Origin of the sequence: Flavobacterium sp. (genome assembly GCF_035760125.1) — a bacterium.
Classification (GTDB): Bacteria; Bacteroidota; Bacteroidia; order Flavobacteriales; family Flavobacteriaceae; genus Flavobacterium.
Map to the genome: position 1 here is coordinate 1 of NZ_DASTTN010000342.1, position 15050 is coordinate 15050.

14 protein-coding genes are annotated in these 15050 nt (G+C 30.9%); all 14 read left to right on the top strand.

Translation table 11 applies throughout. The features are described 5' to 3' along the window. On the top strand, positions 1-599 hold a 599-nt coding region (locus VFS71_RS12155; protein ID WP_326401554.1), incomplete at its 5' end, for a galactosyltransferase-related protein. Positions 600-620: 21 nt separating this feature from the next. After that, entirely contained in the window at positions 621-1562 is a 942-nt protein-coding gene (locus VFS71_RS12160; RefSeq protein ID WP_326401555.1) for a glycosyltransferase family 2 protein, read from the top strand. A gap of 347 nt (positions 1563-1909) precedes the next feature. Continuing rightward, positions 1910-2872, top strand: coding sequence for a glycosyltransferase family 2 protein (locus tag VFS71_RS12165; RefSeq protein WP_326401556.1), 963 nt, complete (start codon positions 1910-1912; stop codon positions 2870-2872). Continuing rightward, positions 2869-3723, top strand: coding sequence for a glycosyltransferase family 2 protein (locus VFS71_RS12170; RefSeq protein ID WP_326401557.1), 855 nt, complete (start codon positions 2869-2871; stop codon positions 3721-3723). The genes VFS71_RS12165 and VFS71_RS12170 overlap by 4 nt, the downstream gene beginning before the upstream one ends. 71 nt (positions 3724-3794) lie before the next feature. Beyond that, positions 3795-4928 carry a glycosyltransferase family 4 protein gene (locus VFS71_RS12175; protein ID WP_326401558.1) on the top strand — a complete coding sequence of 378 codons (1134 nt, stop codon included), beginning with the start codon at positions 3795-3797 and terminating at the stop codon, positions 4926-4928. Between the two features lie 152 nt (positions 4929-5080). Continuing rightward, a complete protein-coding gene (locus VFS71_RS12180; protein ID WP_326401559.1) occupies positions 5081-6349 on the top strand; it encodes a glycosyltransferase in 1269 nt (422 codons plus the stop codon). A 116-nt stretch (positions 6350-6465) separates the two neighbouring features. Then, positions 6466-7482: an N-acetylneuraminate synthase family protein gene (locus VFS71_RS12185; RefSeq protein ID WP_326401560.1), complete on the top strand. Its 1017-nt coding sequence runs from the start codon at positions 6466-6468 to the stop codon at positions 7480-7482. 96 nt (positions 7483-7578) lie between these two features. Continuing rightward, positions 7579-8736: a UDP-N-acetylglucosamine 2-epimerase gene (neuC, locus tag VFS71_RS12190; RefSeq protein WP_326401561.1), complete on the top strand. Its 1158-nt coding sequence runs from the start codon at positions 7579-7581 to the stop codon at positions 8734-8736. 4 nt (positions 8737-8740) lie between these two features. Continuing rightward, entirely contained in the window at positions 8741-9439 is a 699-nt protein-coding gene (locus tag VFS71_RS12195) for an acylneuraminate cytidylyltransferase family protein (protein WP_326401563.1), read from the top strand. Between the two features lie 71 nt (positions 9440-9510). Beyond that, positions 9511-10884 carry a UDP-glycosyltransferase gene (locus tag VFS71_RS12200; protein WP_326401564.1) on the top strand — a complete coding sequence of 458 codons (1374 nt, stop codon included), beginning with the start codon at positions 9511-9513 and terminating at the stop codon, positions 10882-10884. A 48-nt stretch (positions 10885-10932) separates the two neighbouring features. Then, positions 10933-12366, top strand: a complete 1434-nt coding sequence (locus tag VFS71_RS12205) for an MBOAT family O-acyltransferase (protein WP_326401565.1) — start codon at positions 10933-10935, stop codon at positions 12364-12366. After that, the gene (locus tag VFS71_RS12210; protein WP_326401566.1) at positions 12366-13247 is read left to right on the top strand and encodes a hypothetical protein; all 882 of its coding nucleotides are present in this window, start codon (positions 12366-12368) and stop codon (positions 13245-13247) included. Before VFS71_RS12205 ends, VFS71_RS12210 begins: the two co-directional genes overlap by 1 nt. Before the next feature lie 4 nt (positions 13248-13251). Continuing rightward, positions 13252-14406 (top strand): glycosyltransferase family 4 protein, encoded by a 1155-nt coding sequence (locus tag VFS71_RS12215; RefSeq protein ID WP_326401567.1) that lies wholly within the window; start codon positions 13252-13254, stop codon positions 14404-14406. A gap of 355 nt (positions 14407-14761) precedes the next feature. Next, a partial coding sequence (locus VFS71_RS12220; protein ID WP_326401568.1) for a hypothetical protein occupies positions 14762-15050 on the top strand: 289 nt, incomplete at its 3' end.

Below are 15050 nucleotides of genomic sequence, written 5' to 3' on the forward strand. Positions count from 1 at the left end.
TTGGAGGTTTTGATGAGTTTTTTCATTTTTGGGGAGCTGAAGATGAGGATGTGCATTCAAGACTTCAAAATGCAGGCTTTTCTTCAAAATTTTATAAGAATAAAATTTTAATGCTACATCAATGGCATAAAAGTTTTGAAAACTTAGAAAAAAATAAATTAACGATAGAACCTATATTATCAGATATATTTAATTTAAACAAACAAAAACTAAGATTTAATCAAAAAAATAATATAGTAAATGTTAACGGTGAAAATTGGGGAAAAATAATAAATGAAAAAGAGTTTGAATTTTTAAATTCGAATCCTGATTCAATTACTTTTTTAAATAAGAAACACATTGTTGAGAATTTTATTGATATTGTATTACCTAACACCCATTCTAAAATTATTAATGTTGTTTTTAAGAAAGATAGCTATCAAGATTCATTTAAATATAAAATTAAAAAAATCTTGAGAATCAAAACACAAGAGTATTATTCTCTGAAATATATCAATGATTTAATTTTAAAGAATCTTATTATTTATTATCAAGACTATTTATTTACTTATAAAATAAGTCCTGATTTGAAAAGTATTCATTTTAAAATAAAGAAATAAAATTAATTAATGTTTAATTTGATGAATGAGCTAATTTCCATAATCATACCAACTTACAATCGAGCTCATTTAATAAGTGAAACTCTTGATAGTATAGTGGCTCAAACCTATCCCTATTGGGAATGTATTGTTGTAGATGATGGTTCTACAGATAATACTGCAGATGTTTTAGCTAAATATATTGAAAAAGACAATAGGTTTCAATACCATCAAAGACCAATTGACAGGATAAAAGGTCCTAACCCCTGTAGAAATTATGGTTTTGAATTAAGTAAAGGGGAATTTATTAAATGGTTTGACAGTGATGATATAATGTTGCCTAATTTGTTAGAAAAACAAATTTTGTCATTTGAAAAAAATGTTGATGTAAGTGTATGTAAATTGAAATATTATGATTTTAGTTCAGGAATTTTTATAAAAGAAAATGTAATTTTTTCAAAATATTTAATTGAAGATTATTTCACTGGGAAGATTGCATTTTATGTTTCAGGACCAATATGGAAAAGACGTTTCTTGGAAAAGCAGATTGATCTATTTGATGAATCCATCACAAATCTTGATGATTGGGATTTTAATTTGAGGATGTTATATCAAAATCCTGTAATAAAATTTATTGATGAGTCTTTAATCGAATATAGGATTCATGAAAATTCACTTTCACTTGAAATTGGTAAACTTAATTTTTCTGAAATATGTTCGGAAATGAAAGCGAGAGAAAAGCATTTTGAAATTATTTCTAAAAATAAAATTGCTAATCCAGATATTCTTAGAAATTATATTACATGGAGATATAGAGCCCTTTTTAGAGAGGCGATGATCCAAAATCATCCAAAAAAAAGATATTTGTTTATGAAATTGATTCGTAATCAGTTGTGGATGTTTGATGTTTTCGGAATTCTAAAATCCTTTTTTGAATTTTTTGTATATTCTCTGTTTAATAAAGGGTATATACTCTTAAAATAAAAATTTTATTTGTTTCCATACTTTCAAAAGATAAAACTTTAAAAGCAGGAGAATTAAGAGTATCTATAATGAGGTCTTTAGGTTTGATGTATTGATGTGGAATAGGCTTAGTAATGATATCTTTGGATATAAAATAATTATAAAAACAAAAGCTTCTTTTAAGTAATCCCAACAATAGATAGGATTGTTTTTTTTTTACTCTGTTTTTTTTAAAATGGTTGGCAACTGGTTATTTGTAATAGCATTTTATTGAAGTGAAAATGTTGCATTTTAAAAATATCAATCCGTTAAGTTTAATAAAAGTAAATTTTTAATTTGAAGCATATTCTTCACAATTTAAATCACAAATGCTCGCTATAATTATTCCATATTTTAAACTTACTTTCTTTGAAGCTACATTGCAATCGCTCGCTAGTCAAACCTGTCAACGATTCAAGGTTTATATAGGTGACGATGCTAGTCCAGATAATCCTAATAATTTGTTGGAAAAATACAAAGGACAGTTTGATTTTGTTTATCATCGTTTTGAAAATAATTTAGGAAAAACATCACTTACCCAGCAATGGGAGCGATGTATTGCTTTGTCAGGAAATGAGGAATGGATTATGACATTGGGTGATGATGATGTTTTGGGTGAGAATGTAGTGGAAGAGTTTTGTGAGAATATATCAGAAATAAAGAGTGAAGGGATCAATGTAGTACGATTTTCGACTCAGATTATTGATGAAAAAGGAAACACAATATCAGGGATTTATCAACATCCTATTAAAGAAAAAACAACAGATTTTTTGATAAAAAAATTCTCTAAACAGACTAGGAGTTCTTTCAGTGAATATGTTTTTAATAAAAAGGTATTAGTTGAAAAATCATTTCGGAATTTTCCTTTGGCATGGCATTCCGATGATATGGCATTTTTAGAATTTTCAAATTTTGAGAATTGTTTTTCCATCAATGAAAGTATAATATATGTTAGGGTCTCAACATTAAATATTACAGGGGATTCCACTTTTAATGATATAAAAAATAAAGCTACATTTGAGTTTTGTGCTATTTTATTTGATGTATATTCGAAAATGTTTTCGAACGAACAAAAAAAAATTATTCTTCAAAAATTGGAAAAGGCTTTTTTAAATATTCCATCAATTGAAAACTACCGAGTTTTATTTTATTATTATTGTAAGCAATTAGGATTGATGGAAACTATTTACTTTCAAATACATATGTTCAGAGTTGGAATTATTCTAATACTGAAAAAAGTAAAATTATTTCATTTTGTACAATCATTTCATTCTAAAATAATAAATAAATGAAAAATTTCTTTTTAGTAATTCCAACGAGGGACAGGATTGATTTTTTGTCTAATCTTTTGTTAGATTTGAATGCTTTTGAAGCTTATATTTCCCAAGTTGTTATTGTCGATCAAAGTCAAACCTCAATTGTTAAAAATGTACGGGGACTATCTTTGAATTATCCATTTACTATTGTAACTAATGATAGAAATAATTCTGTAAATCATTCCAGAAACCAAGCTTTAAAATATTACAAAGAAGAGGATTGGTTGTTTTTTTTAGATGATGATTTGCGGATACCCAGTATGGCATTTAAACAAATTATAGATGAATTAAAGCCAAATGTAATAGATGTGTTAATACCAGGAATCCAGTTTGATGAAATGGAAACAAGAGAGTTTGAATTTCACACTATTTTAGACACAGTTTCCAAACCACGTAATTTTTCAAAAGGCAGATTTCGTTTGCAAGTATGTTCAGGTTTAAATATTGTAAAATCAACTATTTTTAAGGAAGCTGGATTTTATTTTGATGAGAATTTTACCGTTTGGGGGGACGATTGGGATTATGGTATGCGTCTTTTGCAAGCAGGAGCAATAATTTATTACCAACCCAAAATTTTGGTAGAGCATTTACAAGCTCCAGCAGGAGGGCAAAGAGATCTATCTAAATCATATAATATTGAATTGGAAAAAGAAAAATTATATTTCTATTTTTTGAGAAAACATTTTTCAAATACAGTATTGAAACAACAAATCTATTTAAAAATTCTGCTAGGATTGAAAAGTTTTGCTTTTTCAGCAAATATTCGCAAGCTTAAGAATAGTATCAGAGCATATAAAATGTCTAATTTGAAGCTAATAAACAAATAGATTTTAGTCCCTAAAAGACAAAAAAAGCTATAGTTTTTAACTGTCAATTCTTATTTTTTAAAATTTTAAATATGAAAATCCTATTTGTTTCAATGCCTTATATTCATGTAATTCGATGGATTGAAAATCTAAAGGATACACCACATGAGTTGTACTGGTTTGATGTATTGGATAGAGGTAAATTTGATACTACAGATAATGTACACCAATTTACAGGTTGGAAAAAAAGGAAACAGAGACAAATTAAGGGAGAATATTTTTTTAGTAAAAAGTTTCCTGTAGTATATAAATGGATTCAACCTTTTCTGGAGGTAACTGCAAATGAGCAATTGGAATCTGTTATAAATGAAATACAACCCGATTTAATTCATAGTTTTGAGATGCAAAGCTGCAGCTATCCCATACTTGAGGTAATGAATAAATTTCCACGTATAACTTGGATTTATTCTTGTTGGGGTAGTGATTTGTTTTATTATCAGAATTTGTCAAAGGATAATAAAATGATAAGACAAGTTTTAAGACGAGTCGATTATTTGCACACTGATTGTGAACGAGATCATGAAATTGCAAGAAAGTTAGGTTTCAGTGGGAAACACCTTGAGGTGATTCCTGGGGGTACTGGATATCCATTACGACAACTGGAAAAATATAAATTGGATTTGGAAAAAAGAACGATAATTTTAGTAAAAGGCTATCATCATAGATTTGGCAGAGGCTTAGTTGTTGTTCAGGCATTACAGGAATTGCAGGAAAAGTTAAAAGGGTTTAACATAGTAGTTTTTGGAGCCCATCAGGAAGTTATCGATTTTATCGATAATAATAATTTAAATTTTGAGACATATGGTCGTCATGGATTGAATCACGATGAAATAATGAAATTAATGGGACAGTCTTTAATTTATATTGGCAACAGCATTTCTGATGGAATGCCCAATACTTTGTTGGAAGCTATTGTTATGGGAGCATTTCCTATTCAATCAAACCCCGGTGGTGTTACTGCTGAGATTGTTACAAATGGTACAAATGGATTTTTGATAGAAAACCCCGAATCAGTTCAGGAGATTAAAAAACAACTTTTGCAAGTAATCCATAATACAGATTTGCTTAAGCAGGCTGCTGATTTAAATAGAATAATTGCAAATAATCGTTTGGATTATGAGGTTAACAAACAAAAAGTAGTTGAATTATATTTAAAATGCCAATAATCTCAATCTGGGGTTTAAAAAAGGTGATGATTGCAGTATGTTAAAAAATATAAATACATAGATAGAATTCAAATGAAGGAACCATTGATGTCTTTTTACTCCAAATTTAATAGAACCAGTTGGTTAATTGGTTAAAATCGAATATTGTAATAATGAAAATAATTTATATTATACCCAATATTATTCCGTCTTTTAATGTGTCGGGAGGGGCTTCAGTGGTGGCAGGGAGGTTATTGAGTTTTTTGAAATTGAATGTAAAGATTCAATTAGTAAATGTTTATGATGTAGCACATATCAATAAATTTGACAGTGAGAACTTAACTACATTGGTAAAAGAATTTCATTTTTTGACTGATGAAGAAATAGATGTATTGACGGATGTATTCGTTAATATGATAAATTTTCCGCTTTATTCTATTTCTGAAAAAAAAGGAAAAATGAACTCTTTGTTATTGTCTATAAAAGATCCAGTCAGTTTTCTTTATCCATCTGTCAGCGACATTAATGTTTGCCGCTTCCAAAATCTTGTAAAAAAGTGTTCAGCTCAAATCCTTATAGCTGAGCATCTGATTCCTACATTGTTAGTACAATCGTTAAAGTCAGAAATTAAGGTTGTTTATGGTCATCATGATTGGATTTATGTTTTGAAATTTTATAGATTTCGACAAGAAAAATTTTCATTAAAGCGGTTTTATAAAATTTTTGTTTTGCGATTTATTGAAAAACAATTAATTAAGAGAGTCAATGGAATTATTTGTGTGTCTGCATATGAAGCAAATCAAATTCAAAAGCACACTGTTGTTCCAGTGCTCTATTTACCAACTTTATATCCAAAATATAAATCAAAAAAACATGAAATAGCAAAAAATGAAACTGTTCAATTGGTACACTTTGGGGGGATGAATGCTACAGCTAATCGTTTAGGATTAGAAAATTTTATAGATAAATGCTGGAATTCCATTAAATTACAAAATCCAGAGATCAAATTGGACATAGTAGGTAGTTTAAATTCCATTTCAGAAGGATTCAAAATAAAATTATCAGATAAAAGTATTAATTGTCATGGATTTGTTCAAGAACTTTCGGGTGTATTGTTGCCTTTGGCTATAAATATTATACCATGGGATAAGCCTACCGGAGGAAGAACAAGAGTATCATTGGTATTCAGACATAAACAGGTTCTACTTTCGACCTATAACGCAGTAAAAGGGAGTCCCGAAGTAGAACATTTAAAAAATGCATATTTAGTAAACGAAATAGAAGATTTTCCTAATGCTATTCAGTTTTTGAAAAATAACAGGAAATTAATGAGGGAGTTGTCAGATAATGCGTATGCTACTTTTGAGGAATATTTTTCAGTTGATGCAGAGCAAAGTTCTTTAAAGATTTTTCTGGAATCAATAGCAGATAAGAAATCGTGAAGAAATGCAACTGATTGGTAAAAAAAACAAGAGGTATGGCGAACTGTCTGAAACTAAAAATTATTGGTAAGTTGGAAAATAAGTATTTTTGTTTTTATCAAGAAAATAATTAAAGTATGTTATTAAAAAAAATATCACCCTATATTATTGCCGAAATTGGACAGGCACACGAGGGGAGCTTAGGAATTTTACATTCATATATTGATGCTGTAGCTCAAACTGGGATTGATGCTGTGAAATTTCAGATGCACATTGCTGAAGCCGAGAGCAGCGAACAAGAACCTTTTCGTGTCAAGTTTTCATTGGAGGATAAAACAAGGTTTGATTATTGGAAACGAATGGGTTTTTCTCTCGAACAATGGAAAGGAATTAAACAACATTGTGATGAAGTTGGATTAGATTTCATTTGTTCTCCCTTTAGTAATTTGGCAGTTGATTGGCTGGAAGAATTAGAAGTAGAACAATACAAAATAGGTTCAGGTGAAGTGAATAATTTCTTGATTTTAGAAAAAATAGCTAAAACGGGGAAGCCTATTATTTTGTCTTCAGGAATGAGTTCTTATGAAGAATTAGACAAAACTGTTGCTTTTCTGAAAGAAAGAAATGTCGAATTTTCTATTTTGCAATGCACAACAGCATATCCTACACAACCTGAACAATATGGTTTGAATGTGATTCAGGAATTAAAAAAACGTTATAATGTACCAATTGGTTTTTCAGACCATTCTGCAAAAATTGAAACCTGTATCGCCGCAACTGCTTTGGGAGCGAGTATTTTGGAATTCCATGTTGTTTTTGATAGACAACTTTTTGGTCCAGATTCAAAGTCTTCTTTAACCATTTCAGAAACCATGGATTTGGTAATTGGAGTTAGGAATATAGCCACTGCTTTATTCAATCCTATTGATAAAAATAATACTGAAGCTTTTTTTTCGCTAAAACAAATTTTTGAAAAGTCATTAGCAGTCAATAAAGATTTACCTAAAAAGCACATTTTGACTTTTGATGATTTGGAATCCAAAAAGCCAAAAGGTTTCGGAATAGAGGCGTATCGTTTTCAAGAAATAATTGGAAAAACCCTGAATAAGGATTTAAAACAATGGGACTTTTTGAATGAGACGGATTTATTATAAGCTTATTTTTAATTTTTGATAGAGATGTCAAAAAAAATAAGGTTTTTAGCTTTCCTCTTTTTTATCTACATTTAGCCCAAGAATAATACATTTAAAATGCCAAAAAGAAAAATTGTCGTAGTTATCACGGCGCGTCCTTCATATAGTCGTGTAAAAACAGTATTGTCTGCCATTCAAAAGCATCCTGATTTGGAGTTGCAATTAGTGGTGGCCGCTTCTGCTTTGTTGGATCGATACGGTTCTGCCGTAAATTATATTGAAAAAGACGGTTTCACCATTGCTGCAAAGGTGTTTAATGTATTGGAAGGAGAGAATTTGACTGCCGCAGCCAAAACTACCGGTATAGGTATTTTGGAATTATCCACTGTTTTTGATAATCTAATACCAGATATTGTTGTGACTGTTGCCGATAGATTTGAAACAATGGCTACCGCTATAGCTGCATCTTATATGAATATTCCTTTGGCACACATACAAGGAGGTGAAGTCACTGGAAATATTGATGAAAAAGTACGTCATGCCATCACGAAGTTGTCAGATTATCATTTTGTGGCTTCAGAGAGTGCCAAAGAAAGAGTTATAAAATTAGGAGAAGATCCAACGATGGTTTTTAACACAGGCTGTCCCTCCATTGATTTGGCAGAAGAAGTAATAGATAGTAAAACACTTCCATTTGATCCGTATGAAAAGTATGGAGGGGTGGGAGCAAGACCAGATTTGTCTCAAGGCTATTTGGTAGTGATGCAACATCCGGTTACTACAGAATATCAAGATTCCCGCAAACATATAGAAGCTACACTCGAAGCTATTTATAAATTAGATAAACCTACGCTTTGGTTTTGGCCTAATGTAGATGCTGGAGCGGATGGAACGTCAACAGGAATTCGTGCTTTTAGAGAGCAGCATCAGTTGCCAAATGTCCATTTTTTTAAAAATATGGAAGGAAAAGATTTCTTGCAATTGTTAAAACATAGCGATTGCCTAATAGGAAACTCTAGTGTGGGAATCCGAGAATGTGCCTTCTTGGGAGTTCCTGTAATTAATATTGGTTCACGTCAAAATAGAAGAGACCGCGGAGGAAATAGTGTCGATGTGGATTATTCTCAAGAACAAATAGAAGTTGCGATTGCTTCTTCCGTAAAAAAAGGAAAAACCATTTCATCTTCTATTTATGGAAATGGAAAAGCAGGTGTACAAATAGCTGATTTGTTGGCTGAATTGCCCTTGCAGTTTCATAAAACCATAATGTACTAAGAAGATGAAAATTCTAGCGATAATCCCAGCTCGTGGAGGTTCTAAAGGAGTTCCGGGTAAAAACATTAAGTTATTAAATGGAAAACCATTGTTAGCTTATACTTCTGAAATTGCCTTGCAATCAAAACATTTGACGGAAGTTATCGTTTCAACCGAAGATGGAAAAATTGTAGAAGTAGCAAAAAGGCTGGGAATAAAAGTACCGTTTATTAGGCCAATGGAATTGGCACAAGATGATACCCCAACAATTGATGTTGTTTTTCACGCTTTGCAATGGTATGAAGATCAAAATATTTTCTTTGATGCTGTTTGCCTTTTGCAAGTGACTAGTCCATTTAGAACATTGGAGTTTTTGGATAAAGCCCTCGAAAAATTTATAGAAAAGAATTCGGATTCATTGGTTTCTGTTCAAAGAGTGCCACACGAATACAATCCGCATTGGACATTTGAAGTGAATATTGACGGGAATTTAAAAATTGCCACAGGAGAAGCTGAAATCATTAGTCGCAGACAAGAACTTCCAATAGCTTATCATAGAGATGGAAGTATTTATATTACGAAGACAAGAGTTCTTTTAAAAGAACATTCCTTGTATGGAAAAAGTACTGCATTCATTGAATCGGAACCTTATTTTTATGTCAATATTGATACATTACAAGATTGGGAAAAAGCTGAAGCAATGATCAAAAATAAGTTGAAATAAGTAGTTGTACAGATTAAAGAAATAGAAAAATAATAATAAAATTGGTCTTAAACAATAAAATATTTATCCTCTTGCCCGATGGTATTGGACTGCGTAATTTTGCATATACAGACTTTCATGCAATTGGGTTACAAGAAAATTTTGATATCATTTTTTGGAATAATACTCCATTTGATTTAACCAAATTGGGTTTTAAAGAGATAAAGATTCAAAACTCCAAATCACATCCATTTACGGAAATCTACAAAAATGCACGTAAACAAATTGAATTGAATCTTAATATTCGAAGAACCAAAGAGCTTGTTTACAATACTTACAGATTTCCTTTTTCGTATGCAACAATTCCAAAAGCAGTAAAAAGTTTGTTGACTCAACTGGTGTCATTTACTCACTCTTCAAAACATGGGTTAAATCGTGTCCGAAAAATAATTAAGGAAGAAGAAAGAAAGACACTGTATTACCATCAAAGTTTAGAAACCTTGCAAATAGAAAAACCAGCGATGGTTTTTTGTACCAATCAGCGGCCAATGACTGCAATTGCTCCATTGTTAGCTGCACAAGATTTAGGAATTCCTACGGCAACTTTTATTTTTTCTTGGGATAATTTGCCAAAAGCCACAATGGTAGTAGAAACGGATTATTATTTTGTGTGGAGTGACTTGATGAAAGAAGAATTACTTTTTTATTATCCGTTTATTAACAAATCACAGATTTTTGTGACTGGAACTCCACAATTTGAATCTCATTTTGATAAAAATAAGTTGCTCTCAAAAGAAGTTTTTTTTGAGCAAAATAATTTAGATACCAATAAAAAATACATTTGCTATTCGGGAGATGACATAACGACTTGTCCAGATGATCCAAAATATCTCGAAGATGTTGCAATGGCTATTCGAGAATTAAATAAAAAGGGATATTCTCTAGGGATTGTTTTTAGACGTTGCCCAGTTGATTTTTCGGGTCGATATGATGAAGTGCTTGGTAATTACAAAGATGTTATAACTTCAATTGTACCACTTTGGAAAAAAATAGGGGAAGGCTGGAATACAGTTTTGCCAACTCAAGTCGATATTGATTTGCAAATGAATACGATAGCTCATACAGAGCTAGTAATTAATTTAGGGTCTTCCATGGTTTTTGATTATGTAGCCCATGATAAAGCCTGTGCCTTTATTAATTATGATGTTTTCAATAAAAAAATATCGAATTGGTCAGTCAAAAAAATATATAATTATGTACATTTTCGTTCCATGCCTAGTAAAGATGCCGTTTTTTGGATAGATAATCCAAGTACTATTGCATCAATTATTGAGAAAGGCCTGATAAAGAATTCTTCAGAAATAGAAGGTGCAAAGCAATGGTTTAAAATCATCAATCAACACCCTCCACAACAATCTTCCAAACGCATTTGGGAAGGAATTAAAAGCATTATTTCTAAAGAATAATCCTTTTCTTTGCACCTTCAATATAGAATGCAATTTTTTAAATAAATTATGTTTTTCAATTCCTTCGCTTTTGCCATTTTTTTGCCCATAGTGTTTTTCCTCTATTGGTTTGTTTTCAACAAAACAAAGAGTACCCAAAATGCACTTCTAATTGTTGCCAGCTATTATTTCTATTCCTGTTGGGATTGGCGTTTTTTGTTTCTGTTGGTTTTCTCAACATTTTTAGACTATTATACCGGAATCAGAATTGAAAAGAGTGCTAATGATAAAGGGCGAAAGTTCTGGTTTTGGTTAAGTATTATTGTCAATTTGGGATTCTTAGGCATATTTAAATACTATAACTTTTTCTCGTCTTCGTTTGCACAAATGTTGACTACCGTCGGTTTTAAAGCGAACCCGATTTTATTGGATGTAGTTTTGCCTGTAGGAATTTCTTTTTATACGTTTCATGGGTTATCCTATGTGATTGATATTTATCTTAAAAGAATTAAAGCCGAATATAATTTTGTGGATTACTCTCTTTTTGTGAGTTATTTTCCGCTTCTGGTGGCGGGTCCAATTGAACGGGCTACCCATTTACTACCCGAAGTAAAGATTAAAAGAATCTTTGACTTTAATAAAGCCAAAGAAGGTGTCTGCCAAATTATTTGGGGATTGGTCAAAAAAGTAGTCATAGCCGATACTTGTGCGACTTATGCCAATGCGATTTTTGACAATTATACTTCAATGAATTCCTTATCACTTATTTTGGGAGGAATATATTTTGCGTTTCAAATTTATGGTGATTTCTCTGGATATTCGGATATGGCATTGGGGATGTCAAAATTGTTTGGACTGGATTTATTGCGTAATTTCAATTATCCTTATTTTTCAAGGGATATAGCCGAGTTTTGGCGTCGTTGGCACATTTCGCTATCTTCTTGGTTTCGTGATTATCTATACATTCCGTTGGGAGGGAGCAAAGGTTCCAAAGCTATGCAGGTTCGTAATGTGTTCATCATTTTTGTGGTAAGTGGTTTTTGGCATGGTGCCAATTGGACTTATTTGGCTTGGGGTTTTCTTAATGCGGTATATTTTTTACCTCTTTTATTATTGAACAGAAATAGGAGCAATATTGATGAAATTAAACTAAACTGGAATTGGGACTCGGCAAGGACAGTAGCCAGTATTGTAATGACTTTTTGTTTAAGCACGATTGCCTGGGTGTTTTTTAGAGCCAAAACTATAACTGATGCTTGCTCGTATTTGAAACGAATAGTCGTGAATAGAGAATTTGCTTCTCAGTATCTTGTAAATGAACGTTACAATTACGAATTGATTATAATGATTGGTCTGTTTGTTTTGGTTGAATGGAATAACAGAACTAAAGTGGAACCTATTTCTGGGAAATACAATACAGTGAAACTGGCTTTGGCAATAACAGCCATTCTCGCTTTTGGGACTTACTCCGATTATAAAGAATTTATATATTTTCAATTCTAATGAAAAAGTTTTTACTATTCACTTTAAAAATATTAATTCTAACAATAGTAATTGCTGTTGCTTTGGATTTTATATATACTGCCATTTATTTGCAATCGAGTAATCGAGGTAAGGTAGATTATGTATATAACTCAAAAAATAAAAATTATGATGTGGTTATTTTAGGGTCTTCCAGAGCAAATAATCATTTTGTTGCCCAAATTTTTGAAGACAAAGGGTTAAAAACATTTAATTATGGAATGAGCGGTGGTCATCTATTTGAAGCTTCTCTACTTTTGAAATTGATGATGGAACGAGATTATAAAATAAAAAATGTAATCCTTGAGGCCGATTTGAATTTGTCTAATAATCATCAGGCGGAAGGGGTTTCAGCTAAGTTTTTACCCTATTTACATCAGTCAGAAACGGTACAAAAGCATTTTTCAAATGAAAGCGATTTTTTAGAATTGTATTATATTCCTTTTTACCGTTATATAAAATTTGATTCACGTATTGGTTTTCGTGAGATGTTTTTTAGTGTGATTCAAAAAAGATCTGCAGGATTAGATAATTATGGTTATTATTCATTAGGTAAGAAACCGAATGGCAATATGAAGAATAATATTGTCAATCTAAAGCCATTATTGCATAACCAATACTACGAAGAAATCAAGCAAATTTGCAAGAGCAATAAAATCAATTTCATTGCGGTTATGACACCGATGTGTGAAAACACGAAAGGAATTAATTATTTTAAAAAAGTCCAAAAACTATATCCTGAAATTCACAATTATGAAAATGTTGTGGTTGAGGATAAATATTTTTCATCTTGCGGACATATGAATGATACAGGTGCAAGATTATTTACGGCTCGAATTTTGAAAGATTTTTTTAATAAATAAAAATATGCACATCGCTTTTTTAACTCCAGAATATCCTCATGAGCTAGTAAAACATGCAGCCGGAATAGGAACAAGTGTCAAGAACTTGGTGGTGGCTTTGGTTAAAAATGGGATAACTGTTTCTATTTTTGTTTATGGACAAGATGAAGGTGCCATTTTCCAAGAAGATGGTGTAAAAATACATTTGATAAAAGCTCAAAAGTATAAAGCGTTTGGTTGGTATTTTCATCGGAAATACATTCAGAACTATCTCAACAAATATATTGTTTCAGAAGCCATAGATTTGATTGAAGCACCTGATTGGTCAGGAATTACAGCTTTTATGAATTTGAAAGTGCCTGTTGTAATTCGTTTTCACGGAAGTGATACCTATTTTTGTCATTTGGAACAAAGAAAACAAAAACTAAAGAATTTTTGGTTCGAAAAATGGGCAGTTATGAAAGCCGATGCTTTTATTGCGCCTACGAGTTTTGCTGGAGAATTGTCGAAAGAACTCTTTGGTATTAAAAATAAAACAATCAAAACGATTTACCATGGATTAGAGCTAGATCAATTTGAGAATACTAACCCCTTGGCTTATGAGAAAGGGGTGATTTTATACATTGGCACCCTTATTAGAAAAAAGGGAGTGTTGGAATTGCCTGCCATTTTTAATAAAGTTAGAAATAAATATCCAGAAGCCAGATTGGTTTTAATCGGAAATGATTCTTATGATATTAAGACAAATTTTAAATCTACTTGGGAATTAATGCAACAAGGGTGTAGTAGCGAAGATTTAAGAGCTATTTCTTATTTAGGTAAAATCCCTTATCAGGAAGTAAAAGAATATTTAAAAAAATCCCACATTTGCATTTTCCCCACATTTGCCGAAACTTTAGGAATGGTGACAATTGAATCCATGGCGTTACACAAACCAGTTGTGAACAGTAATATTGGTTGGGCACAAGAATTACTGGTTGATGGGGAAAGCGGTTATTTGGTACATCCCAAAGACCATGATATGTTTGCCAATAAAATAATAAGTTTGTTACTGGATGAAGATTTGTGTCAGATTATTGGGGCTGCTGCAAGAAGAAGGGTAGAAACTAATTTTGATATAGAAAAAATAGCTAAACTAAATATAGGTTTTTATAAATCCATAATTAATTTTGATTTTTAGTCTATCATATTAACTGTTAAATTACTAGAGTAGAATCTGAGGTGCATACACAACAGAATAATAATGGACGTATAAATTATTAAAGTAGACAAATCAAAAATGAAGGATAAAAAAGTTTATATAAGTTTTTTAATTACACATTATAACAGGCCATTCGATTTAAAAGAATTAAAATTTCTAATTATGAAATTGTTGTGAGTGATGATGGTAGTGAAGATAGAAATATAAAATTATTAGAAGAGTATAAAATTGATAAATTGATTAAAAAAAAAATTAAGGACTTGCAGCAAATATAAATAAAGGTATTGAAGCTTGTGATGGTGAGTATATTATTTATTGTCAAGAAGATTTTATATTGGATTCAAAAATTAGTACTATTTTACCAGAATGCATAAATCTTATTTTAAACCAAAAAGTTGATATGGTTAGGTTTACAGCTAATTGCAAATTTAATAAGTTAATTAGGTTGACTGAAAATATTTCTTTGATTCCAAAATTTTCTATCCAAAATTTTTTATTAAACTATTATCAATATAGTGAGCATCCATTTATTGCAAAAAAGAGTTTTTATCAAAAGTATGGGTATTATCTTGAAAATACTTCCGGAAGATATGGACAAACAGAATATGCAATTCGTATTTTAA